This is a genomic window from Nesterenkonia sp. HG001 (assembly GCF_034438835.1).
In the GTDB taxonomy this organism is placed as follows: Bacteria; Actinomycetota; Actinomycetes; order Actinomycetales; family Micrococcaceae; genus Nesterenkonia; species Nesterenkonia xinjiangensis.
Genome location: NZ_JAOSZD010000001.1, coordinates 317,218 through 340,309 on the forward strand (window position 1 = coordinate 317,218; position 23,092 = coordinate 340,309).

The 23,092-nt window shown below is 66.5% G+C and carries 19 protein-coding genes; 2 read left to right on the plus strand and 17 right to left on the minus strand.

Going from position 1 to position 23,092, the window contains the following annotated elements; translation table 11 throughout:
• Positions 1–105 precede the first annotated feature (105 nt).
• The 16 genes from ODE13_RS01435 to ODE13_RS01510 all read right to left on the minus strand — a co-directional run bounded on the left by ODE13_RS01435 (position 106) and on the right by ODE13_RS01510 (position 20,651).
• On the minus strand, positions 106–1,947 hold the full coding sequence (locus ODE13_RS01435; RefSeq protein WP_322477662.1) for an ABC transporter substrate-binding protein: 1,842 nt from the start codon (positions 1,945–1,947) through the stop codon (positions 106–108).
• 481 nt (positions 1,948–2,428) lie between these two features.
• Complete coding sequence (locus ODE13_RS01440) at positions 2,429–3,493, minus strand: dipeptide ABC transporter ATP-binding protein (protein ID WP_322477663.1); 1,065 nt, start codon at positions 3,491–3,493, stop codon at positions 2,429–2,431.
• Entirely contained in the window at positions 3,480–4,532 is a 1,053-nt protein-coding gene (locus tag ODE13_RS01445) for an ABC transporter ATP-binding protein (RefSeq protein ID WP_322477664.1), read from the minus strand. The genes ODE13_RS01440 and ODE13_RS01445 overlap by 14 nt, the downstream gene beginning before the upstream one ends.
• Before the next feature lie 11 nt (positions 4,533–4,543).
• Entirely contained in the window at positions 4,544–5,479 is a 936-nt protein-coding gene (locus ODE13_RS01450; RefSeq protein WP_322477665.1) for an ABC transporter permease, read from the minus strand.
• Positions 5,472–6,398, minus strand: coding sequence for an ABC transporter permease (locus tag ODE13_RS01455; protein ID WP_179542278.1), 927 nt, complete (start codon positions 6,396–6,398; stop codon positions 5,472–5,474). Before ODE13_RS01455 ends, ODE13_RS01450 begins: the two co-directional genes overlap by 8 nt.
• A 111-nt stretch (positions 6,399–6,509) precedes the next feature.
• Positions 6,510–8,102 carry an ABC transporter substrate-binding protein gene (locus ODE13_RS01460; protein WP_322477666.1) on the minus strand — a complete coding sequence of 531 codons (1,593 nt, stop codon included), beginning with the start codon at positions 8,100–8,102 and terminating at the stop codon, positions 6,510–6,512.
• Positions 8,103–8,165: 63 nt separating this feature from the next.
• Complete coding sequence (locus tag ODE13_RS01465; RefSeq protein ID WP_322477667.1) at positions 8,166–9,809, minus strand: ABC transporter substrate-binding protein; 1,644 nt, start codon at positions 9,807–9,809, stop codon at positions 8,166–8,168.
• Between the two features lie 218 nt (positions 9,810–10,027).
• Entirely contained in the window at positions 10,028–11,650 is a 1,623-nt protein-coding gene (locus tag ODE13_RS01470) for an ABC transporter substrate-binding protein (protein ID WP_322477668.1), read from the minus strand.
• 233 nt (positions 11,651–11,883) lie between these two features.
• Positions 11,884–13,122: a YihY/virulence factor BrkB family protein gene (locus tag ODE13_RS01475; protein WP_322477669.1), complete on the minus strand. Its 1,239-nt coding sequence runs from the start codon at positions 13,120–13,122 to the stop codon at positions 11,884–11,886.
• A gap of 115 nt (positions 13,123–13,237) precedes the next feature.
• Complete coding sequence (locus ODE13_RS01480) at positions 13,238–13,603, minus strand: monovalent cation/H(+) antiporter subunit G (protein ID WP_322477670.1); 366 nt, start codon at positions 13,601–13,603, stop codon at positions 13,238–13,240.
• The gene (locus ODE13_RS01485; RefSeq protein WP_322477671.1) at positions 13,603–13,869 is read right to left on the minus strand and encodes a monovalent cation/H+ antiporter complex subunit F; all 267 of its coding nucleotides are present in this window, start codon (positions 13,867–13,869) and stop codon (positions 13,603–13,605) included. The genes ODE13_RS01480 and ODE13_RS01485 overlap by 1 nt, the downstream gene beginning before the upstream one ends.
• Positions 13,866–14,306 carry a Na+/H+ antiporter subunit E gene (locus ODE13_RS01490; protein ID WP_322477672.1) on the minus strand — a complete coding sequence of 147 codons (441 nt, stop codon included), beginning with the start codon at positions 14,304–14,306 and terminating at the stop codon, positions 13,866–13,868. The genes ODE13_RS01485 and ODE13_RS01490 overlap by 4 nt, the downstream gene beginning before the upstream one ends.
• Positions 14,303–15,907 (minus strand): monovalent cation/H+ antiporter subunit D family protein, encoded by a 1,605-nt coding sequence (locus ODE13_RS01495; RefSeq protein WP_322477673.1) that lies wholly within the window; start codon positions 15,905–15,907, stop codon positions 14,303–14,305. The genes ODE13_RS01490 and ODE13_RS01495 overlap by 4 nt, the downstream gene beginning before the upstream one ends.
• Positions 15,904–16,464 carry a cation:proton antiporter subunit C gene (locus ODE13_RS01500; RefSeq protein WP_322477674.1) on the minus strand — a complete coding sequence of 187 codons (561 nt, stop codon included), beginning with the start codon at positions 16,462–16,464 and terminating at the stop codon, positions 15,904–15,906. The genes ODE13_RS01495 and ODE13_RS01500 overlap by 4 nt, the downstream gene beginning before the upstream one ends.
• Positions 16,461–19,412 carry a DUF4040 family protein gene (locus ODE13_RS01505; RefSeq protein WP_322477675.1) on the minus strand — a complete coding sequence of 984 codons (2,952 nt, stop codon included), beginning with the start codon at positions 19,410–19,412 and terminating at the stop codon, positions 16,461–16,463. The genes ODE13_RS01500 and ODE13_RS01505 overlap by 4 nt, the downstream gene beginning before the upstream one ends.
• A gap of 450 nt (positions 19,413–19,862) precedes the next feature.
• Positions 19,863–20,651, minus strand: a complete 789-nt coding sequence (locus tag ODE13_RS01510) for a superoxide dismutase family protein (RefSeq protein WP_322477676.1) — start codon at positions 20,649–20,651, stop codon at positions 19,863–19,865.
• A gap of 174 nt (positions 20,652–20,825) precedes the next feature.
• Here ODE13_RS01510 and ODE13_RS01515 point away from each other — a divergent pair, with 174 nt between their 5' ends.
• Positions 20,826–21,365 carry a hypothetical protein gene (locus ODE13_RS01515; protein ID WP_322477677.1) on the plus strand — a complete coding sequence of 180 codons (540 nt, stop codon included), beginning with the start codon at positions 20,826–20,828 and terminating at the stop codon, positions 21,363–21,365.
• A 99-nt stretch (positions 21,366–21,464) separates the two neighbouring features.
• The gene (locus tag ODE13_RS01520; RefSeq protein ID WP_322477678.1) at positions 21,465–22,385 is read left to right on the plus strand and encodes a cation diffusion facilitator family transporter; all 921 of its coding nucleotides are present in this window, start codon (positions 21,465–21,467) and stop codon (positions 22,383–22,385) included.
• A gap of 45 nt (positions 22,386–22,430) precedes the next feature.
• On the opposite strand, the gene ODE13_RS01525 is transcribed toward ODE13_RS01520, so the two are convergent.
• Entirely contained in the window at positions 22,431–23,069 is a 639-nt protein-coding gene (locus tag ODE13_RS01525; RefSeq protein ID WP_322477679.1) for a DNA-3-methyladenine glycosylase I, read from the minus strand.
• Positions 23,070–23,092: the final 23 nt, after the last annotated feature.

Sequence of the window (23,092 nt, forward strand, 5' to 3'; positions counted from 1 at the left end):
GTGGACAGGATCCGGTGGGATTCGACGACGGCGTCGTCGCCGAATCCCACCGGTTCCAGAAGGTCCGCCATGCTGGGGACGGAGCCTCATATCAGCTCGTGCTGATCACTCCACCCGCTGCCACTGCTCGGCGTTCCACGTGATCTGGTCCTGAGACGCCGTGTCACGGACGTTGTAGATGGACGAGTCCGAGCCGGACAGCTGGGGGTGCACGAAGAGAGGAATCCCGTGCAGGTCCTCCCACAGCTCCTGCTCGATCTGTGTCACCAGCTCCTGCTGCTCAGCCTCATCCTCTGAGGCGGCCACCTGGTTCCACAGGTCGTCGACGGTCTCGCTGGAGTACTCCCCGTAGTTCTGGGGAAGGTCCGTGGAGTAGATGTTGCGACCGGAGACGATCTGCCCCGAGCCCGCCCAGGCGAAGAGAGCAATCTCGAAGTCCCCCGTCTCCTGCGCACCGCCCGGCGCGAAGAAGTCATCTGCGCCATCGTCGATGATCTCGAAGCCGGCCTCATCGCAGGAGGCCTTGATCTCTGCCACGATGTCGGTGCGCCGCGGGTTGGGAGCCTGGTAGCCGATCCGGATCTCGGTGCCTTCCGCGCCCTCAGCCTCGACGATGTCCCGCGCTCCGTCCACATCGACGTCGTCATAGCGACCGTCATAGCTCTCGGACACGATGTCGTCGTAGTGCTCCTCGAACGTCAGCACTTCACGAGCATTGAGAACCGTCGCGTCGGGGTTGACCGGCACGATCAGGTTGTCCACGATCTGCTGCCGCGGAACACACATCGCGAAGGCTTCACGCAGGTCGGGGCTGTCAGAGAAGACCGAACTGTCGGCGAAGTTGTAGTCCAGGTGCTCCCACGTGGCGGCTTCACCCTCATGCATCACGAACTGGCCTTCCAGCCGCTCCAGCTGTCCGCGGGTGTCCACAGTGGCCTGAGGTCGCACGACGTTGAGGTCACCGTTCTCCAAGGCCTGCACGTGGGCTCCGTCATCGACGAACCGGAAGACGAGGCGCTCAGTTCCCGCCGGGGTGCCCCAGTAGTCCGGGTTGGCCGAGAGGGTGATGGACTCACCAGCCTGCCAGTTGTCCAGCACGTAGGGACCGGAGCTCGGGATGAGCTCCTCATCAGGCAGCTCGCCCGGGTTGGTGAACCAGTCGCCCTCGTTCCAGAACTCCGCGGCTTCTGTGAGGGTGTCCATGTCTTCCTCACGCACGGCGTCCACCAGCTCGTCAAGCTCCATGCCGCTCTGCTCCGCGACCACGTGCGCCGGGTGAGCTTCCGAGACCAGGATCTCCCAGTCCGCGAACGATTCGGTGAACTCGATGGTGAAAGTCTTGCCCTCAGGGTCTCCCTGGGGCCCTTCGGTGACGTACTCACCATAGGTGTGGGACACCGAGTTGAAGAGAGGAGAGTCATCCTCGTCGGTGAACGCCGGGTTCTGCCGAGCCCAGTCGAGGACGTAGTCGGCCACCGTGACAGGGGTCCCATCGGACCAGGTGACCTCATCGTTGATGGTGTACTCCACCGTCCACGGGTCCTCCTCGATGACCTCATAGCTCCCGAAGTCCTCGTCCGCATACCAGACGTTGTCGGTTCCCCAATAGCCGAAGCCGCCGAAGAGATGGTTCACGACCGTCGAGTTGTAGACGTTGTAGGTCTCGGGAGTCTCACCGTTGTAGCTGGTGAACTCTGTGTCTCCCAGAGACACCGAGATCTCATCATCGAGAGTCTCCCAGTCGTCCTCGAGAGTGACCTTGCCCGTGTCTTCCGGCTCGACGGTGTACTGCTGACCCTCCGCGGTGATGGGGTCCTCAGCACCTCCGTTGTCGCCGCCGTTGCCGTTGTCGCCGTCGCCGTTGCCGGCGTCAGGGGCACATGCCGTCAAGACAAGTGCGCCAGACGCCAACACCGCCACGGCACTCGAGAGCTTCCTAAGCTTCACAGCTTCTCCTCACTACAGTGCAAGTCATTCCCGGGCCATGCAGCCACCAGTCATGTGACGTACCTGACACCGGGACAAGGTGTGCACCACAATACGGGCGGAGCGATGCCCCTCCAGCACCGCCTGAGACACGTGATCGAATTGTTACTCCAGTCACATTTCATGCTTCAGGCCCTGGCGGGAGGCACCCCCTCACGGCCAACCCACCCCCGTCACCCTGAGCGACACATGCCGCTCTCCCTCAAACGTTCAAGACTTCTTTCAGAATTCCCCGCCATTCCGGCGATCCCCGCACCCAGGTCGCAGTCAGGGGGCGCACAGCTTCCGCTCATCTTCGTATATGTCTTACAGCGGACCGAAAAATCCTCGTCACGCAGAAGGACCCCGGAGCTCGCTCCGGGGTCCTTCTGCGTGACTCAAGATGTCACCATGTTACGTGGATCACATCCGGCGTCTTCGGGCGGAAAATCCCCGCCCGCGCTCAGGCTGTGACGGCCTCGTTGCTCTGCGCGTAGTGACAAGCCGCCTGCTGCGTGATCCCCGGACGCTGGATGAGCTCCGGCTCCTGGCTCTCACACAGGTCCGTGGCCATCCAGCACCGCGTGCGGAATCGACATCCCGAGGGAGGGTTCGCCGGGTTCGGCGGGTCCCCCTGGAGCACGATCTGCTGCCGATGGCCACGCATCGTGGGATCCGGGACCGGCACCGCCGAGAGCAGCGCCTGCGTGTACGGGTGCGCCGGAGCCGAGTAGATCTCCTCCTCGGTCCCGATCTCCGCCAGCTTGCCCAGGTACATGACACCGATCCGGTCGGAGATATGCCGGACCACCGAGAGATCGTGGGCGATGAAGATGTAGGACAGCCCCAGCTCCTTCTGCAGGTCCTCCAGCAGGTTCATCACCTGCGCCTGGACCGAGACGTCCAGGGCGGAGACCGGCTCATCGCAGATGATGACGTCCGGGTTCAGCGCCAGCCCCCGGGCGATGCCGATGCGCTGACGCTGACCGCCGGAGAACTGATGCGGGTACCGGTTGATGTGGTCAGGGTTCAGACCCACCAGGTCCAGCAGCTCCTTGACCCGTGGACGGATACCTTGTGCGGGCTTGGCCTCCGGGTGCAGCTTGAACGGCTCACCGACGATGTCTCCGACCGACATCCGTGGGTTCAGCGACGTGTACGGGTCCTGGAAGATGATCTGGATCTTCCGCCGCAGATGCCGCAGCGCCTCACCCTTCACCGAGAGGAAGTCCTCTCCGCCGAACCTCACGGAGCCGGAGTCGGGGTCCTCCAGGCGCATGAGCAGCTTGGCCAGCGTGGACTTCCCACATCCGGACTCGCCCACAATGCCCAGCGTCTCCCCCTTGCGCAGCTGGAAGCTGACACCGTCGACGGCCTTCACCGCTCCGACCTTCTTCTGGAACACGATCCCCTGGGTGAGCGGGAAGTGCTTGACGAGATCCTCGACCTCGAGGACCACCTCAGCGTCGCCGAACGGGTCGGGGCCGGGGGCGGACCCGTCCGCAGGACTCTGGTCAGACTGACTCATCCTGAGCCTCCTCGAGGGTGTAGATCTTCTCCGCATGATGGCAGGCCGATGTGTGGCCCCGGGTGATCTCGCGCAGCTCCGGCCGCTCGCTGCGACACAGGTCGGTGGCGAACTCGCACCGTGGATTGAACGGGCAGCCCGGGGGCATGTCGGTGAGCATCGGGGGCAGGCCTGGGATGGCCTTCAGCCTCTCGTCCTCACCGTCGATGCGCGGGATCGACTCCAACAGACCCCGCGTGTAGGGGTGGGCCGGCTGCCGGTAGATCTCGAAGACGTCGGCGGCCTCCATCACACGGCCGGCATACATCACCGCGATCTTGTCCGCGACATCGGCCACCACGCCCAGATCATGGGTGATGAGGATCAGGCCCATGTTGTGTTCGACCTGCAGGTCCTTCAGCAGGCGCATCACCTGGGCCTGGACGGTGACGTCCAGTGCCGTGGTGGGCTCGTCAGCGATCAGCACATCGGGATCCAGGGAGATGGCCATGGCGATCATGATGCGCTGGCGCATGCCGCCGGAGAACTGGTGGGGGAAGTCCCCCACGCGTTCCTCCGCGGCCGGGATACCGACCCGTCGCATCATCTCGATGGCTTTCTCCCGGGCCGCGCGTCGCTTCATGCCCCGGTGGACGCGGAACATCTCGGCAATCTGCCAGCCGACCGGCAGCACCGGGTTCAGCGAGGACAGCGCGTCCTGGAAGATCATGGAGATGTCTGTGCCGCGCAGCCTGCGCCGTTTCTCCACCGGCATGGTCAGCAGGTCCTCACCACGGTAGAGGATCTCCCCGCCAGCGATGTGGCCCGGGGGCATGTCGAGGATGCCCATGATCGTCTGGGCCGTCACCGACTTGCCCGAACCGGACTCCCCGAGGATCGCCAGGGTCTCCCCGGCGTTCAAGGTGAAGTTCAGCCCGTTGATGGCCTGGGCCACCCCCGCCTTGGTGCGGAACTCGACATGAAGGTCCTTGACCTCCAGGAGCGGGCCATGGCTGATCGTCCTCTGCCCGGTGCCGGGCTGTGTCTCATACGTGCTCATGGTCTCCTGCCTCATTTCCTGCCCTTGGGGTCGATCGCGTCACGGACCGCATCGCCCAGTGTCATGAAGGCGAACACGGTCACACCGACGAAGATCAGCGGGAACAGGATCAGATGCGGGTGCGACTGCAGATAGGGCTGGGCGTTCTGCAGCTGCAGACCCCACGAGATGGACGGCAGCTGCAGACCCACGCCCAGGTAGGTCAACGTCGCCTCAGCGCCGACGATGATGCCGACGAACACGGTGGCATAGCCGATCACCGGACCCAGCGAGTTCGGCAGGATGTGGCGACGCATGATCGTCAGATGACCGGCCCCCAGCGCCCGAGCGGCCACCACGTACTCGGAATTGGTCACCGAGAGCACCGAACCACGCATCAGACGCATCATGACGGGCCAGGTGAAGCAGATCAGGATGCCGGAGACTTCCGTGACACCCCGCTCCTCGATGGAGTTCAGGAACACCAGAGCGGCCAGAATGTAGGGCACGGCGAAGACCATGTCCGCCAGGCGGGCGAGCACCGTGTCCACCATGCGGCCGAAGTAGCCGGCCAGAAGCCCCATGACCACGGCGACGACGAACACGCCGATCGTGGTGATGAAGCCGATGGCGATGGAGTTCCGGGCCCCGTAGAGGACGCGGGTGTAGTAGTCGCAGCCCTGGACGTCGGTGCCAAACCAGTGTGCGGCAGAGGGCCCCTGGCGGCTGCGGCTCAGCAGACACTCGCGCGGGTCGGTGTTGGTGAAGAGCTGAGGGAAGGCCGCCATCGCGAGCAGCACCACCAGCAGCGTGGCGGCGACGATGAACCATGGGTTCTTCCGCAGCGTCCGCCAGGCATCGGCCCAGAGGCTGGCCTCCTCGGTGTGCTTCGCATCCTGGACCTCGGTCTGGCTCTGCTGACCAGGTTCGCGGGAAGAATCTTGGGTGTGCAGTGCGGTGTCACTCATAGCGGATCCTTGGGTCGAGCAGGCCGTAGAGAAGGTCGACGACGAGGTTCACGATGACGAAGAAGATCACGAACAGCGTGACGATGCCGACGACGACGGTCCCCTCCTGCGCCTGGATGGACTGGAACACCTGATTGCCCAGGCCCGGAAGGTTGAAGATCGATTCAACGACGATGGAGCCGCCCATCATCGTGGCAAGATCCGCGCCGAGGAACGTGACCACGGGGATCAGCGAATTGCGCATCGCATGGCGTCCGACCACGCGTCCGCGTGTCAGCCCTTTGGCAGTGGCGGTGCGGACGTAGTCGGAATGCAGAGCGTCCATGAGCTCTCCGCGCAGCAGCCGCGCCACCATCGCGGTGGACACCGCAGCCATGGCAACCCCTGGCAGGATGAAGCTGACCAGCCCTTCCCGGGCGCCGGCGATGGGGAACCAGCCCAGGTTCAGGCCGAAGACCAGCTGCAGCAGGAACGCGATGGCGATCACCGGCAGCGCGACGACCAGGACCGTGGAGACCTGGACGAGGCGGTCGATGAAGCGATCGCGATAGATGGCGGCCAGCGCGCCGGCGATAATGCCGATGACGGACTGGATGACCAGGGCCACCGCCGCCAGTTGGAGGGTCACCGGCAGGCGCTGCTGGATGATGTCCAGCACCGGGCGACCGGTGAAGGTCGTGCCGAAGTCGGCTGCGGTGAAGACTCCCCAGATGTACTTGCCGTACTGGACGAGGAAGGGGTCATCGAGGTTGTACTGCTCACGAAGCGTCTCCCGCACCGCGTCGCTCATCGGCCGGTCGCCGGCCAGTGCGCGGATCGGGTCCCCCGGCATGAGGAACACCATCGCGTAGACCAACAAGGTCGCGATGAGGAGTACCGGGATGAACTGGAGCAGACGCCGAATGATGTATCGGGTCATGAGAGTCCTTGGTGGGTGGTCTTGAAGGGCATGTCAGGGAGATGCCCGGCGTCGCGGACCGAACGGGGCCCACGACGCCGAGCTCATACTAGGCGGTCGGCCGGGTCTCAGTCAGTCGGTCACCGTCACATCCTCGACCCGGACGTAGCTGCGCAGGTCCATCTCCACGTCAGCGACCCGGTCGCTGTGCACGATGAAGTAGTCCTGGAACCACAGCGGAATGACCGGAAGGTCCTCCAGCAGGATGTCCTCGGCCTGCTGGTAGATCTCGTCGGCGTCATCGACATCCGCGGCGTTCGCCTGATCGATGAGCGCGTCGAAGTCCTCGGAGGCGTATCCCGAATAGTTCGAGGGCGCCCCTTCCGAGTAGAGCGGCTCCATGGCGTACTGCGGGGACGGGTAGGCCAGCAGCCAGCCCAGTCGGTATGGCCCGGTCACGCCCTCGGACTCGTGCAGGTCAAGATACTGAGCGAAGTCCAGGGACTCGTAGCGGATCTCCTCCACACCGAGGTTCTGGGCCCACTGGTTGCCGATGGCCTCGACGTAGTCGTCATGACCGGTGCCGGTGTCCGTATAGAGCGTCAGCTCCTCGGGGCCGCCGGCTGCCTCATAGAGATCGGCAGCCGCCTCCGGGTCGAAGTGGCAGTGCTCGCAGGCATCTTCGCGGCCCTGCGGCAGCACCGGCGGCAGGATGGAGCGGGCGGCGGTCTGGGAGCCGTCGAAGATGTTCTCGATGATCTCCTCCCGGTCGATCGCCATGGACATCGCGTGACGCAGGTCCGCGTCCTGGAACTCCTCGTCGTAGAGGGGGAAGCCCATGTAGACGAATCGCGAGCTCTCGTGCTGGGACCAGTCGTCGCCGAAGTCGTCCTCGATGCCGGTGATCCGATGTGGTGGGACTTCCCCGAGGATGTCGAGGTTCCCGGCGAGCACGTCCGTGTAGGCGGTGTCGACGTCGTTGTAGATCATCCATTCGAGGCGCTGCGGGGATCCGGGCTCCTCGCCGGGCCACTCCTCATAGCGTTCCATGGCGACCTCGACGTCGTGGACCCACTCACCGTCCATCTGGTAGCGCCCGTTGCCGATCGGTGCGGTCTGGAAGGCCTCCATGTCCTCGAAGGCGACCTCCGGCATCGGGAAGAAGGACGTGTAGGTCAGCACCACCGGCAGCTGGCCGAAGGCCTCGGTGAGCTCCAGCTCCAGAGTGTGCTCGTCGACGGCGCGGACACCCTCCATCTCCTCCGCCTCTCCCGCGAGGACCTCGTCATAGCCGAGGAACTTGTCATGGAAGGTGGCCCCGGCCTGCGCGTTGTCCGGGTCCACGACCCAGTTGAACGTGTCGACGAAGGTCTGTGCGGTGACCGGGTCCCCGTTGTGGAAGGTGAAGTCCTCCCGCAGGTGGAACGTCCAGGTGGTCTGGTCCTCGGTCTCCCAGCTCTCCGCCACAGCAGGCACGGCCTCGTAGTTCTCGTAGTCGATCTGGGTGAGCCCGGTGAAGAGCTGCTCGAGGATCCGCGAGCCGCAGTTCTCGGTGTTGTTGCCGGGCATCAGGTTCTGCGGCTCGCAGTTGTAGATGCTCAGCGTGCCGCCGTCGTCGTCGCCGGCAGCCTGGGTCTCGCCGTCGTCGTCTCCGCAGGCGGTCAGCAGCAGAGCTGCGGCCGAGCCGACGGCGACGAGACGGGCGGGTGCTGAATGTGTCCTCATCAGATGTTCACTTCCTTGCAGCAGGATGCGGTCCTGGGGAGCATGGTGCCCGACCGGGCCGCCTCACTCGGTGACGGTGATGGACTCGACGCGGGGCAGGCCGCGCGGGCTGACCTCGACGTCGGAGATGCGCTCGGTGTGCACCACATGCTGCTGGTTGAACCACAGCGGAATGACCGGCAGGTCCTCCAGCAGGACGTCCTCGACCTCGTGGTAGAGCGGACCAGCCTCCTCGACGTCCGCCGCATTGGCCTCGGCGATGAGAGCGTCGAAGTCCTCGCTGGAGTAGCCCGCGAAGTTCCTGGAGGCGCCGGAGGAGTAGATCGGCTCCATCGCGTACTGGGCGCTCGGCGAGGAGAGGGTCCACCCGAGGCGGAAGGGCCCGGCCGCGTTCTCCTCGGTGAGGTCGTCCAGGTACTGGGCGAAGTCCAGGGAACGGAAGGTGATGTCCTCGATGCCCAGGTGCTGCTGCCACTGGTGGGTGACGGCCTCCACCCAGTCATCGTGGCCGGCTCCCGAGTTGAAGTAGATCTCCAGCTCGGTGGGCCCGCCGGCGGACTCGTAGAGGTCGGCCGCGGCCTCCGGGTCATGGGCACAGGCCTCGCAGGCATCCTCGCGACCCTCCGGGAGGACCGGAGGGATGATGGAGCGTGCAGGCTGCATGCCGCCGTCGAAGATGGTCTCCACGATCGAGTCCCGGTCGATCGCCATGGACAGCGCCCGGCGGACATCAGGATCCTGGAACTCCTCCTGATAGAGCGGGAAGCCGAGGTAGGTGAAGGTGCCGGTCTCGAAGGCGTCCTGATTCTCTCCGAAGTCCGCCTCCATGTGCGGGATCTGCTCCGGCGGGGCCTGTTCGAGCAGGTCGAGCTCCCCCGCCTGAACATCCATGTAGGCCGTGCCGACGTCCGAGTAGATCTTCCACTGGATGCGCTCCGCCTGGCCGGGCACCTCACCGGGCCAGTCCTCGTGGCGCGTCACGGCGATCTCGGTGTCATGCACCCACTCCCCGTCCATCTGGTAGCGGCCGTTGCCGATCGGAGCCTGCTCGAAGGCGTCCATGTCCTCGTAGGCCACGTCCGGGAGAGGTGAGAAGCCCAGCAGGCCCACGTGGACTGGCAGCTGCCCGAACGGCTCGGAGAGCTCGATCTCCAGAGTGTGGTCGTCCAGGGCGCGCACACCGGCGAGCTCCTCGGTCTCACCCTCCTGGAGCTCCTCGTAGCCAGCGATGATCTCGTAGAACTCTGAGTTCGCCTGCGCGTTCTCCGTGTCGGCCGTCCAGGTGAAGGTGTCGACGAACGTGTGGGCGTCGATCGGGTCGCCGTTGTGGAAGGTGTAGTCATCGCGCAGCTGGAATGTCCAGGTGACGTTGTCCTCGGACTCCCACTCCGTGGCCACACCCGGGGCGGCCTCGAAGGTGTCGTAGTCGATCTCGGTGAGCCCGGTGAAGAGCTGCTCGAGCACTCGTGCCCCGCAGACCTCCGAGGTGTCGCCCGGCGTCAGGCTCTGGGGCTCGCAGGTGTAGGCGCTGAACTCGCCCCCATCCGAGACGTCCGACTCTTCGCCGCCTTCACCGCAGGCGCTGAGCACCAGGGCGGTGCTGAGGCCGGCACCGGCCAGCGCGGAGCGGCCGGAGCGGGAGTCGGTCAGACGTGTGGGTGTCCCCCGGGCGTGGAGGGACGAGGGTCTATGGCTGGTGCTCTTCACGGGGCTCCTTCACCGGGCCGGGCTCGTGACCCAGGCCGGTCGGGGTCGTCTGTGTCGCGCGGTGCGGGTGTGCCGCGGGCAGCGCCGCAGCGTGTGCGGCCGGTGATTGGGGGGGGGGGGGAAGAGGCGACGTCGTGCCTCTTCCCGGCAGAAGGACGCGGCCCGTCCAGGCTTGTGGCCGGCACGGACCGCGTCCTCATGCTGTGGCGCTCGGGCCCTCAGTCCTCGGCGACGACGAGCTGCTCGACACGCAGGAAGGTGCGCGGGTCCATCAGGACGCTGTCGCCGTCGATGCGGTCCGAGTGGACCACGCCGAAGTTCTGGAACCACAGGGGGATGACCGGCATCTCCTCCAGCAGGATGTCCTCGGCCTGCTGGTAGAGCTCGGCGGCCTCGTCCTCCTCCAAAGCAGCGTTCGCCTCGTCGATGAGGTCGTCGAACTCCTCATTGGAGAAGCCCGCGTAGTTCGAGGACTGGCCAGTGGTGTAGATCGGCTCCATCGCGTACTGCGGCGAGGGGTAGGAGAGCACCCAGCCCAGACGGTACGGTCCGGTGATCTCATCGTTGTCGTGCAGGTCGAGGTACTGGGCGAACTCCAGGGACTCGAAGCTCACGTTCTCCACACCCAGGTGCTGCTGCCACTGGTTGGCGATGGCCTCGGTCCACTCCTCATGCCCCGCACCGGAGTTGAAGTACACCGTCAGGTCCTCAGGACCGCCGGCCTCCTCGTAAAGCTCAGCGGCTGCGTCAGGATCGAACTCGCAGTACTCGCAGGCGTCCTCGCGAGCCTCGGGCAGCATCGGCGGGATGATGTTCGACGCCGGAGTGAAGGCTCCGTTGTGGATGGTGTCGATGATCTCCTGGCGATCGATGGCCATGGAGAGCGCGTGGCGGACATCCTCGTCCTCGAAGTCCTCCTGGTAGAGCGGGAAGCCCATGTAGGTGAAGGAGGAGGTGTCGAAGGTCTCCTGGTCCTCGCCGAAGTCGGCCTCCATGTTGGGCCGCAGATGCGGCGGCACGGAGTCCATGATGTCCAGGTTCCCGGCCTGGACGTCCATGTAGGCGGTGTCGATGTCGGCGTAGATCTTCCACTCGATGCGCTGCGGGACACCCGGGTCCTCGCCGGCCCAGTCATCGAAGCGCTCCACGGCGATCTCCTCGTCGTGTACCCACTCACCGTCCATCTGATAGCGACCGTTGCCGACCGGGGCCTGCTCGAAGGCCTCGATGTCCTCGAAGGCGACATCCGGCATCGGGTAGAAGCCGGTGTAGGAGAGCATCATCGGCAGCGGGGAGAAAGGCTCGGTGAGCTCGAGCTCGAGAGTGTAGTCATCCACCGCGCGGACGCCCTCCATCTCCTCGGCGTCGCCGCTGGCCACGTCGTCGTAGCCGAGGAACTTGTCATGGAAGTTCGCGTTCTGCTGAGCGTTGTCCTCTGCCACGACCCAGTTCCACGTGTCGACGAAGGTCTGGGCGGTGATCGGGTCGCCGTTGTGGAAGGTCCAGTCCTCGCCGAGCTCAAAGGTCCAAGTGACGTTGTCCTCGGTCTCCCAGCTCTCGGCGACACCGGCGCCGGCCTCCAGGGTGTCGTAGTCGATCTGGGTCAGGCCGGTGAACAGGTTCTCCAGGACCCAAGAGCCGCAGACCTCGGTCGAGTTGCCGGGGACCAGGAACTGGGGCTCGCAGTTGTAGGCGGAGACCGTGCCGCCGCCATCTGCTGCCTGGGCGTCACCGTCGCCGCCGTCGCCGTTGCCTCCGTTGCCGCCGCAGGCGGTCAGCGTCAGGGCTGCCGCCGCAGAGACGGCCACCGCCCCGCGGCTGAAGGTTCTGTGTGTGCGCATCTGCGATGTTCTCCTCATGGGTGCGAGCGACGGGTTTCAAACCCAGCCGCGACTGCAGTCGAGCAGGTCGTCGCTGCGGCGACCCGCTCAGTGGTCGGTCACGCATGCCTCATCAGAACGCATCAGCACGTCCCGATGTTGCGTACGTCACCCGATGACCGGAGTCTATCAAGGAAACTTTTCACAAGTGTTTCAGATCCACCTCGATGCGCGTGCTGCAGGTCACGATCTGATCACTGTCGCCAGACGTCCTCCGCGTCGAAGGTCCGTCCCTCGCTCATCCGCAACGCCTGCCCTTGGGCCACGAGCTGCTCGTACTTCTGTGCGGACTTCTCCGCCGACTTGAGCTGCCGCGGGGAGAGCATGAGCGTCCGCTCCGCCTCGATGCCGGCCTGGAGCTGCCGGCCACGCTCCAGCTCGGCGTCGAGCTCAGCTCCCAGCAGCAGGACCACATTCATGATGTAGATCCAGAACAGGAAGATGATCACCCCGGCCAGCGCCCCGTAGGTGGCCTCGTAGCTGGCGAAGTTTCCGATGTAGAACCCCACCCCTATCGTGGCCAGCACCATCACCACGATGGCGACCAGGGCGCCGGGCGAGATCCAGAGCGGCCCGGGCTGTCGAACGTTCGGCGTCGCGTAGTAGAGCAGCCCGACGCAGGCGGCCGCCACCAGCAGCAGCACCGGATAGGTCGCGTAGTCCCACACCGTCACTGCGGTCTCACCCAGCCCCACGGTGTTCCCGATGGCCTCGGCCAGCGGTCCGGAGATCACCAGCATCACCGCGGAGAGGGCCACCAGCACGATCAGTCCCACCGTGACGCTGTAGAGCACCGGCCGCAGCTGCAGCATCGATCGTCCCTCCGGAACCTCGTGGATCCGATTCATCGCCCGGGAGAAGGCATTGACATAGTTCGACGCCGTCCACATCGCCACCAGGATTCCGACCGCCAGGCCCAGGCCCGCCCCGGGGGCGGAGGTCACCACTCCCACGATGGTCTCCACGGTGTCCATGAACTCCTCGTCCACGAGCTCCGACATCGTCTCCAGGATGAAGTCCTGAGTGGCCTGAGCCTGCCCGACCACAGAGAGCAGCGAGACGAACGCGATCAGCGCCGGGAACAGCGAGAGCACCGCATAGTAGGTCAGGCCGGCGGCCAAGTCGGTGCACTGGTCCCGGCTGAACTCCGCGAGAGTCCGCTTCAGGCTGTACCGCCAGGTCGCCCCGGTCAGCCTCCACGGGACACGCGGCTTCTCGGGGGCCTCCTCGGATGCGGCGAAGTCCATGCGCTGCCGGCTCTTCACGGACAGCGGCTGATCCGCCGCCGCAGCCACAGTGCCAGGGCGCCGGGCATCCTGATAGGTCGCCTGCTCATCGAGGACGTCTCGGTCCTCGGCCATGTCTTCCCGTGCCCTGTAGGGGCGAAGGCCGTCGTCGGTCGCATGGGGATCCTGCTGCGGCTCGAAGCTCATGAGGTCACCCTAGCCGCAACGACGCTCCAGGTCAGCGGGTCCGGGCGGATCGGTCGAGAACCACCGCCCGAGAATCACCAATCACGGTCCGGCACGCCGGCACGGAGGGGCCCGGTCACTCGGCGGCGGTGTCGCGGCGGGTCAGCCGCAGGTCGTCGATGTGGGTGATCGCGGCCGGCAACGAGTTGTTGAGGTAGCCGGACCGTGCGATCGCCATCGAGCCCACGGCGGAGGTCAGCAGCTGGGCAACGACGGCGATGAGCGCCTTCACCAGATTCATCGCGGAGAAATCCACCAACAGGGCGCCGACGACGATCGTCGCCACTCCGAGTCCGGCAGAGGTGCCGACGCCGGAGGCGCGCAGGTAGAGGTCCGGCAGCCGGAAGAGGCTGATCGCGGAGACCATGATGACGAAGATGCCCAAGAAGATCAGCACCATGCCAGCCACATGAGCGCTCATCTCGATGATCTGCAGGTCCATCAGCGCTGCCCTCCTGATCCGAGTCGTGCCATGGATATGGCGGCCATGAAGCCCAGCAGTGTGGCGATGAGGATGATGTCGAAGAGCGCCTCGATGTCGATCCGCAGGCCGATCAGGGCGATGAAGCCGATCATGGCGAAGAAGATCAGATCCGAGGCGACCGCACGGTCCGAGGTGCGTGGCCCCAGGAATCCGCGCACACCTGCGATCAGCATGCCGATGCCCAGCAGCACCAGAGCCACTTCCAGGGTGATCTCCGTGATCACAGCGGATCACCTGCTTCGTCCTCGTCGACCTCCACCGGGGCGACCACCGGGGCCTGGACCGGTCGGGTGAGGTCCCCGACGTCGCGACGCATCGCGTGGAGCAGCCGGTCCTCCATCTCCTGGATCTCCGCCACGAAGGACTCCCGCCCCTCCACGAACATGCCATGCACGTAGAGGATGCCGTGCTCCTTCGAGAGGGTGATGGTCAGCGTCCCCGGCGTCAGCGTGATCAGGGTGGAGATCATCGTCCACTCGGTGTCCGTGCGGGACGCCGCCGGGATCGCCACGATGGCCGGAGCCATCCTCATCCGTCGGCGCGGGCGGAGCACTTCGACGGTGACCTGCCCGTTCGCGAGCACGAACTCGCGGACGTACCAGAACAGGAAGCTCATGATGCGCAGCGGCCAGGGCCGCCTGGCCAGATTCTCCAGACTCATGCGCCGCTCACCGCCCTCACATAGTCGATCGGATTCAACAGGTTCTCCGCCGCTGTGGCCGAGAGGCTGAGCAGCAGCTCCGCGCCCAGCCCGAAGAAGAGCGTCACCACCGCCAGCAGCGCCCCCGGCACGATGAGCTTGGCGGGGACCTTCACCGCCTGCTCCCCGGCCAGCACCCGGGTGGTGGTCGTCGTCGGCGGACCGATGGTCAATGTCGGAGCGCCTGCCTGGGCCTCCACACGCAGGTATCGCTTGCCGTGGGTGCGCTGCTGGTGGATGAGGGCCCGCTTCTCCAGATTCTCCGGCTCCGAGCCCATGAACACCCCGGTCCAGATCTTCAGCATCGAGAGCAGCGTGAACACCGAGACCACCACGGCCACGGCCGCGACCCAGTAGTGCGACTGCTCCAAGGTGGCCTGGATGATGGAGAACTTCGCCACGAACCCGGAGAACGGGGGCAGCCCGGCCAGCGACAGCGCGGCCACCATGAAGGTGATCGCGACCAGCGGCTCCCGCTTGAGCATGCCGCCGAGCTTGTCGATCTCTCCGGTGCCGTAGGTCTCCTCGATCGCGCCGGTGGAGAGGAACAGCGAGGCCTTCACGATCATGTGGTGGAGCAGGTAGAAGATCGCCGCGGTCAGCCCCAGGGTGGTGAACAGCCCCACACCGATGAGGATGTAGCCGATCTGGCTGATCATGTGGAACACCAGGATCGAGCGGGTCGTCTTCTCCCCGATCGCCCCCAGCACGCCGATCAGCATCGTCAGGCTGGTGATCAGCAGGGCCACCCACAGGAAGCGCTGGTCCCCGTCGAAGAGCAGCGCGTAGATCCGGTAGATCGCGTAGATCGCGACCTTGGTGTGGATGCCGGAGAACAGGGCGGTCACCGCCGGAGAGGTGAGGGCGTAGGTGCGGGTCAGCCAGCCATGCACCGGCACGACGGCGGCCTTGATGGCGATCGCGGTCAGCACCACTCCCCCGGCCACCGCCACAGCCGGGTCCTCCGCGGCCGCTCCATGCAGCTCGGCCAAGTTCACGGTGCCTGCGGTGGCGTAGACCAGCCCGACTCCGACCAGCAGCAGGGTGGAGGCCAGCAGGTTCATCGAGACATAGATCCGGGCCCCGTGGGCTCCGAGCTTCGCCCCCATCATGGCCAGCAGGCCGTAGGAGGGCAGCAGCATGACCTCGATGAACACGAAGAGGTTGAAGAGGTCCCCGGTCATCAGCGCCCCGGCGACACCCGCCATCAGCACCAGCACGAACGGGTGATAGAACCGCGCCCGGGCCTCGTGGGTGGCCATGGCGAACAGCACCGAGGCGATGCCCAGGATGCTGATGATCATCAGCACCAGGGAGGAGAGCGCATCGACCACGAACGGGATGGAGACCCCGTACTCCCACAGGCCCACCTGGTGGGCGATCACAGTGCCGTCGTGGGTCTCCACGACCAGCAGGAGCGAGAAGGCGAGCAGCCCCGTCAGAGTGCCCAGACAGATGATGTGCCGGGCGAGCTTGTTCCGTCGGAACAGCGCCCCCAACGCACCGAGGAACAGCGGCACGCCGACCAGCAACGGCAGCAGAGGTCCCAGGATCTCGCTCATCGCGGACCCCCCTTCCCGATGCCCGGATCGGCGCCGGCGTCGTTGATGTCACCGGTGCCGCCGCCCTGCTCATCTGTCAGCCCCGGGCTGAGCTCCGGGCCTTCAAAGTCATGGACCGGACTCAGCGGGCTCGCATGCGCCCCACCCGTGCCCGCGCCCGCGGCGCCGGTGCACTCGATGTCGTGGCGCATCATGCCGGCGTCGTTGATGTCACCGGTGCCGCCGGTGAGCACCATGATCGGCGACTCCTCCTCGTTCTCGGTGTCGTCGTCGGTGGTCGTGGTGATCGCCAGGGTCACCATGAACATGGTGATGGAGAAGGCGATGACGATCGCGGTCAGCACGAAGGCCTGGGGCAGCGGGTCAGCCTGCTCGCCGACTTCTCCGGAGCCGATGTAGGGAACTCCGCGGTAGGCCACGTTGCCGGCGGAGAAGAGCAGCAGGTTCGCCGCGTGGGAGGCCAGGACGAAGCCGAGCACGATGCGGACCATGCCGCGCTGCATGAAGAGGTAGACGGCCGCTGCCGTCAGGACCCCGATGGCGATGGCGATGCTCATCGGTTCCTCACCTCCTGGATGCTCGTCTCGTCCTCGTCGACCGTCGGATCCACTTCGAAGGGCACGTCACCAGGGTCCACGTACCGGTGGGCGGAGCCGTGCTGCTCCCCCTCCGGGGTGCCGAAGGCGCGCCGATGGGTCCGCAGCAGCTCGGCCGGGTAGCGCTGGGCCTGACCGAGTCGATCCAGTGCCACCAGCACCGCTCCGATGACCGCCAGGTAGATGCCCAGGTCAAAGATGAGCGCGGTGGTGAACGCGTACTCTCCGCCCCAGGGCAGCGGAATGTCCCACATGATCGGCCGCAGATAGGAGCCCTCGAGGTAGCCCACCACGCCGATGGCCGCACCGGTCATGATGCCCCCGACGATGACCATGGCGTAGTCGAAGCGCAGCTTCACCGCAGAGTCCGACGGCGCCACCAGGTACCGCAGGGCGAAGAACCCGCCGGCCACCAGGGCGGCGATGAAGCCGCCGCCGGACTCGTAGTGGCCGCGCACCAGCAGCACCAGCGACAGCAGGATGATGAACGGCGCCATCCAGTTGAACACCATGCGCATCGCCGTGGTGTTGTCCTCCGCGTTGTAGATCGGCGTGCCGACCCACAGCTGGGACGCCGCCGGGGCGTTGTCCGAGGTGGAGAACGCGGAGTTCAGCAGCGCCAGGATGGCGAATCCGGCGACACCGAGGACGGTGAGCTCCCCGAAGGTGTCCAAGGCCCGGAAGTCGACCAGGATCGAATTGACCGTGTTGGTCGCATGCGTGGCATCATAGGTGTTCTCCAGGTACCACTCGGCCACCGGGGACTGCCCGCGCCGGCCGGTCAGCGCGAAGGCGGCGATGAAGGCCATCACGCCGAAGCCGATCGCCACCGTCGCGGACACCACGGTGCGCGTGCGGGAGACGGCGTGGAACCGCTTGGGCAGCTTCCGCAGCACCAGGACGAGCACGACCACGGTGAGGATCTCGACGAGCAGCTGCGTCATGCCCACGTCGATCGCGCCGAGCAGGAAGTACCAGGCGGCCACGACGAAGCCGGCACCACCGGCGAGCACCACCGCGGCCGTCCGGCTCTGGGTGATCACCGTGCCGATGAGGAAGAACACGAGCAGACCGATCAGCACCCAGTCCGTGGGGCGGGTGTGGCCGGGGGTCAGCTCACCGACGAACGGGGCCGTCATCAGGCCGGCGATGAATATCCCGACCAAGAGGATGCCCGGCACGGTCAGGTGCAGGCCATGCATGTCGGTGCGCGTCAGGTCGCCGACGCGGCGGCCGAAGGAGATGGATCCGGTGCGCAGCCTCTCCACGACCTGCACTCCGGTGAACGGCAGGATGGTCCGTGGGATGAGCGAGTCCACCCGCACCCGGTACAGCACGAGGATCAGGCCGACCACGATGATCACGGCGGAGAGTGCCAGGTCCACGGTGAAGCCGTGCCACAGGGCGAAGTGCGCCTGGTACTCCTCCGGCGAGGCCGCCGAGGCCGCCGCGCTGACCAGCCCGTCGAAGATCTGCGGGAAGAAGCCCAGCACCAGGCCTGCCGCCGCCGGCAGCAGAGCCGGCAGGTAGAAGGACAACGGAGCCTCGTGGGCGCCGTCCTCCGGCATCGGCTCATGGACCTCGTCACGACGGCCCGCACCGGTGTAGGAGGTGAAGACGCCGAGCACGATGCGTCCGCAGTAGGCGAAGGTCCCGACGGCGGCCAGCACGGCCAGTCCGGTGATCAGCCAGGTCAGGCCGGCACCGAGATCCGCGGAGAGGAGGCCCGCGAGCAGATGCTCCTTGGAGACGAAGCCCATGAGCGGCGGGATCCCGGCCATAGAGACACAGGCGATCACCGTGATCACCCCTGAGACCCGCATCGTGCGCTGCAGCCCGTTGAGCCGCCGGATGTCTCGGGAATGCGCCTCATGCTCGATGATCCCGACCATCATGAACAGCGAGGACTTGAACAGCGCGTGGGCGATCACATGGATGGTCGCCGCGGCCAGCGCCGTCGGCGTGCCCACACCGATGACAGCGACCAGGAAGCCCAGCTGACTGACCGTGGAGTAGGCCATGATCTCTTTGATGTCGTGGCGCTGGAGAGCGAACAGGGCACCGATCAGCGCGGTGATCAGGCCGCAGCCGATCAGCAGCGTCTGCCAGATCGCGACTCCCTGGAAGACCGGCGAGAAGCGCAGCAGCAGATAGATGCCGGCCTTGACCATGGCCGCCGCGTGCAGATAGGCGGAGACCGGAGCCGGGGCAACCATCGCATCGGGGAGCCAGAGGTGGAACGGGAACTGCGCGGACTTGGTGAACGCCGCGAGCACCACCAGCACGGCCACCACGGAGGTGAACACGCCGTCCTCCTGCCAGATCCCATGCTGCAGCGCCTCGGAGATCCGCGTGGTGCCGGTGGCGACGATGATCATCAGCACTGCGGTGAGCAGTCCGAGCCCGCCGGCCATGGTGATCAGCAGCGTGCGCTGCGCCGGAGCCGGGGCCTTGTCCCCGGAGCGGTTGATCAGGAAGAACGAGCAGAGGGTCGTGAACTCCCAGAACACGAACAGCAGGATGAGGTCATCGGCCATGACCATGCCGCTCATCGCGAAGACGAACAGCAGCATCCAGATGTAGTAGTCGTTGGTGCGCTTCTGCGGGGAGAAGTACCGGGCGCTGTAGGCCATCACGAGGGCACCGATGAACAGCACGAGGAGCAGGAACACCAGGCCCAGGCCGTCCAGCCGCAGGGAGATGCCGACGTCGACGGTGGGCATCCATGGCAGGTGCTCCTCGAGCACCTCGCCGTCCGCGATCGAGCCGATCCACGGTAGCGTCGCGGCTCCGAGTCCGATCAGCGCCACGGCGGCGAACCATCCGGTGTCACGGCCCAGGGCACGGTGGACCAGCGCGGAGGCCGGAACGAGGATCAGCGTGAGGAAGAGCAGCACCATGACCGTCATCAGCGGCCCACCGCCCGATTCCGCCCTGCCGCGCTGTCAGCCCAGAGACTGCGGCGGCCTCCCGGCGCACAGGAGGGAGGCGTGCAGAGGGGCAGGTGCATGGTGCGGGCCTCCTGTCGGTGCGGGGAACATGTCGCCAGCGGTCCAGGCGTCATCGTCGTGAGGAAGCCCCCATGGGCGGAGTCGACACGGCTGACGAACCGGTTCTGCACCCATTCGTCTCAGGTCACGTACTCCACACATAGACACTACTCATCGCCGACCAGTCTTCCCGGCACACCGAAGGTGACTATATCGACCACATCACAGCCCGGGCAATTCTCCTCATGCTCTGCGGGGGCTCACGGCGCGTCCGGGGAGCAGCGCTGCTCCCCCGCCCCGGCGCGGCACAGGGAGCCCGTCAGCGGACTGCTCATCGGGAGGGCGCGGAACCCCGGCGTGTGAGGAGGGTCACGAGTCCTCGATCACGCCGCAGGCTGTTCGCTCACCGGCATCACCGGTCGCGAGGGTGTCCTCGTCCGGGCCGCCGGGCGCGTAGCGCTCCGGCACATTGCCGTGGTTGTCCGGCTGGGAGTGCACGATGACGGCGGCACCGTCCTCGGCGGTCAGCAGCTCCGGAGTGAGCCGGTCGGTCACCACGCTCAGCTGAGCGGTGCCGTCCTGGGCGACCATGAGGTTGGGCAGGTCCCCCGCGTGGTCGGGATGGTGCACCTCGGCGTGGGCGTCGGCGTCGACATCAGGCATCTCCTCCTCATCCACATTCTCCGTCTCGGGAGCCTCCTCACCCTCGACGACGCCCAGGTCGTCCTCGCCCTCACCGGCCAGATGCCCGCCGGCGGAGAAGAAGTCACCGATCTCGCCAGCGTCGTTCTCGGACTGCGGCTCGCAGAGGCCGATCTCATGGATGTGGAACCCGTGGAAGCCCGCCGCCAGATCCTGGACGTCCGCCTGGACCTGCACGCCGCCGTCCGTCTCGGTGAAGGTCACCTGACCGAGGTCATTGCCCGCCGCGTCGGCGAGCTGGGCCTGGGCGAACGCCTCGCCTGCCGAACCCTCGTCCTCACCGCCGGCCGGGTCCTCCTCGGAACCGTGCTCGTCACCGGCCGCGCCATTTTCCTGACCCTCATCCTGCCCCGGGGGCTCTTCATCGGTCCCCCCGCAGCCGGCCAGCACGAGGCCGAATCCGACAGCGAGGGCGGTCAGGGGCAGGGCACGGGGGTGCAGACGATCAGACATCATGCGGACAGGATACGCGCCCACGACGGGACTGTGAGTTCATTGCTCCGCCGAGTCGCGGCCGTACCTGCGGCGCTCCCGTCTCTCCCCGGAACAGGACGCGCCGCAGGGCCGGGCGCGTGCGACACCCCCTGGATCCCTGTCATAGAGGCGATCCCGGGCTATCATAAGGCTGACATGAGCACACAGCATCTCACCTCCGTCGCACGGTCCGATCGACCGCGCCCCGCCTACCGGCTCCCGGCCACCTGGCCCCAGGGGCTCGGTGACCTGGTGCCTCGCCGAGCGCTGAGCTCGACGCTCAGTGTCCACCACATGCCGTTCATCTCGCGGATCGCCTATGTCGGCATGCTGGCGATGAGCGGCCTGATGCTGATCTTCCTCCTGCCCAGCTTCCTCATCTATCTGACGGGGCTCAACACCATCACCCAGGTGGCCGGCCTCGGTCCGGGGATCGTCGGGCTCCTGGTGGTCATGGTGAGCTCCGCTCTGGGCATCCTGCAGATCGCGCTCGTCCTCAAAGTCCCCGAGCGCCTCGAGTGGGTCCGTCTCCTGCTGACGGTGCTGCTGGCGATCTCCACCCTCGAGGCGGTGCTGCGCAGCTGGGCCTACCCGAGTGTGATCGGCATGGGACTGCGGTGGGATCTCGGCATCATGGCAGTCATGGTGCTGCTGCTGTGGCTGCCGTCGTCGAACCGCTGGTTCACCTCGCGCTGACCGCGCACCGGAGACACCTGCACGCAGCCTCTCCTGATGTGCCGCGCCCCGGCCCCCTAGAATCGAAGTCCACGGACCAGCGGTTCAGGAGGCCTTCCCTTGAGCTCCCACCAACCAGACCCTCCCGAGAGCGTACCGACCCACCGCGGCCGCCTGGCCCTGGCCTGCGGGATCACCTGCGGGGTCGTCGTCGCCCAGTTCCTAGGCGCCTGGCTGACCGGCTCGCTGGCGCTGCTCACCGACGCCGTCCACTCGCTCACCGACTCCATCGGCCTGCTGATCGCACTGCTCGCCGCCTCCCTCATGGGCAGAGCTCCGACCTCGGGCCACACCTGGGGCTTCCGGAGGATCGAGGTCCTCGCGGCCGCGGTCCAGGCCCTGCTGCTGCTCGGCATCGGCATTTACGCTGCTGTCGAGGGCGTCGCCCGGCTCAGCTCTCCCCCCTCCGTGCCTGCCGGGGAGCTCCTGCTCTTCGGGGCGATCGGGCTCGTGGGCAATGTGATCTCGCTGGCCGTGCTGAGCTCCGGCCGCCGCAGCAGCCTGAACCTGCGGGCCGCGTTCCTGGAGGTCCTCGCCGACGCGCTCGGATCCCTGGGGGTGATCGCCGCGGCCGCGGTGATCACCCTCACGGGCTGGCAGCAGGCCGACGCCGTGGCGGCCCTGGTCATCGCCGCGATGATCCTGCCGCGCGCGGCGCTGCTGCTGCGGGAGGCCGGGCGCATTCTGATGGAGTTCACTCCGCGAGGGATCGACCTGGACGAGGTCCGTGAGCACATGCTCGCCCAGCCGCACGTCCACGAGGTCCACGACCTGCACGCCTCCACTGTGGCGTCCGGACTGCCGGTGATCACCGGCCACGTGGTGGTCGACGACGGATGCTTCCACGACGGGCACGCGCCCGCGATCCTGCACCAGCTGCGCACCTGTGTGGCCGAGCATTTCGACGTCAGTCTGGAGCACTCGACCTTTCAGCTGGAGACGGCAGAGAACGCCGCGCAGGAGCGCCAGCGGCACAGATGACTCAACCGGGCCGCCGCGGACCGGAGAACGAGCCTCCCGCGGATCTCAGCTCCAGACGCCGGAGACGCCCCGTCGATGGGAGCCCACCAGGTGGGTGTCCACGACTCCGACCGCTTCCATGAGAGCGAACATGGTGGTGGGGCCCACGAATCGAAACCCGGCCGCGCGCAGCCGCTTGGCGAGCGCCTCGGACTCCGGCGACCGCGTGGGCACCTCGGCGAGGCTGCGCGGGGCCGGCGTCTGCTTCGGCTGGTGGGACCAGATCAGCTCCGCGAGCCCGCCCTTCTCGCGCAGGGCCACGGTGGCCCGCGCATTGCCGATCGTGGCGGTGATCTTCCCCCGATGGCGGATGATGCCGGCGTCCTGGAGCAGCCGATCGAGGTCGTGCTGGTCGAAGCGCGCGACGGCGTCAGGGTCGAAGTCGGCGAAGGCCCGCCGGAAGTTCTCCCGCTTGGCCAGGATCGTCGCCCAGGAAAGCCCCGCCTGGAAGCCCTCGAGACTGAGCCGCTCGAACAGGCCGCGCTCGTCGCGGACCGGCATCCCCCACTCGGTGTCGTAGTAGTGGCGCATCATCTCACTGCCCATGGCCCATGCGGTGCGGGCCAGTCCGTCGGAGCCGACCACCAGCCCCTCCGCGTCGGCGGGCGGACCGGGGATCACGTCGTGCTGCTCGTGCTCAGGCATACCGGCACCTTAGCCCAGACCCG

Excerpts from the sequence above, each read along its gene's own strand:
- ODE13_RS01440 (WP_322477663.1), bottom strand. The coding sequence starts at position 3,493 with ATGAGTCAGTCTGACCAGAGTCCTGCGGACGGGTCCGCCCCCGGCCCC.
- ODE13_RS01445 (WP_322477664.1), bottom strand. The coding sequence starts at position 4,532 with ATGAGCACGTATGAGACACAGCCCGGCACCGGGCAGAGGACGATCAGC.
- ODE13_RS01450 (WP_322477665.1), bottom strand. The coding sequence starts at position 5,479 with ATGAGTGACACCGCACTGCACACCCAAGATTCTTCCCGCGAACCTGGT.
- ODE13_RS01455 (WP_179542278.1), bottom strand. The coding sequence starts at position 6,398 with ATGACCCGATACATCATTCGGCGTCTGCTCCAGTTCATCCCGGTACTC.
- ODE13_RS01460 (WP_322477666.1), bottom strand. The coding sequence starts at position 8,102 with ATGAGGACACATTCAGCACCCGCCCGTCTCGTCGCCGTCGGCTCGGCC.
- ODE13_RS01470 (WP_322477668.1), bottom strand. The coding sequence starts at position 11,650 with ATGCGCACACACAGAACCTTCAGCCGCGGGGCGGTGGCCGTCTCTGCG.
- ODE13_RS01475 (WP_322477669.1), bottom strand. The coding sequence starts at position 13,122 with ATGAGCTTCGAGCCGCAGCAGGATCCCCATGCGACCGACGACGGCCTT.
- ODE13_RS01480 (WP_322477670.1), bottom strand. The coding sequence starts at position 13,603 with ATGGACCTGCAGATCATCGAGATGAGCGCTCATGTGGCTGGCATGGTG.
- ODE13_RS01490 (WP_322477672.1), bottom strand. The coding sequence starts at position 14,306 with ATGAGTCTGGAGAATCTGGCCAGGCGGCCCTGGCCGCTGCGCATCATG.
- ODE13_RS01495 (WP_322477673.1), bottom strand. The coding sequence starts at position 15,907 with ATGAGCGAGATCCTGGGACCTCTGCTGCCGTTGCTGGTCGGCGTGCCG.
- ODE13_RS01500 (WP_322477674.1), bottom strand. The coding sequence starts at position 16,464 with ATGAGCATCGCCATCGCCATCGGGGTCCTGACGGCAGCGGCCGTCTAC.
- ODE13_RS01505 (WP_322477675.1), bottom strand. The coding sequence starts at position 19,412 with ATGACGGTCATGGTGCTGCTCTTCCTCACGCTGATCCTCGTTCCGGCC.
- ODE13_RS01510 (WP_322477676.1), bottom strand. The coding sequence starts at position 20,651 with ATGATGTCTGATCGTCTGCACCCCCGTGCCCTGCCCCTGACCGCCCTC.
- ODE13_RS01515 (WP_322477677.1), top strand. The coding sequence starts at position 20,826 with ATGAGCACACAGCATCTCACCTCCGTCGCACGGTCCGATCGACCGCGC.
- ODE13_RS01525 (WP_322477679.1), bottom strand. The coding sequence starts at position 23,069 with ATGCCTGAGCACGAGCAGCACGACGTGATCCCCGGTCCGCCCGCCGAC.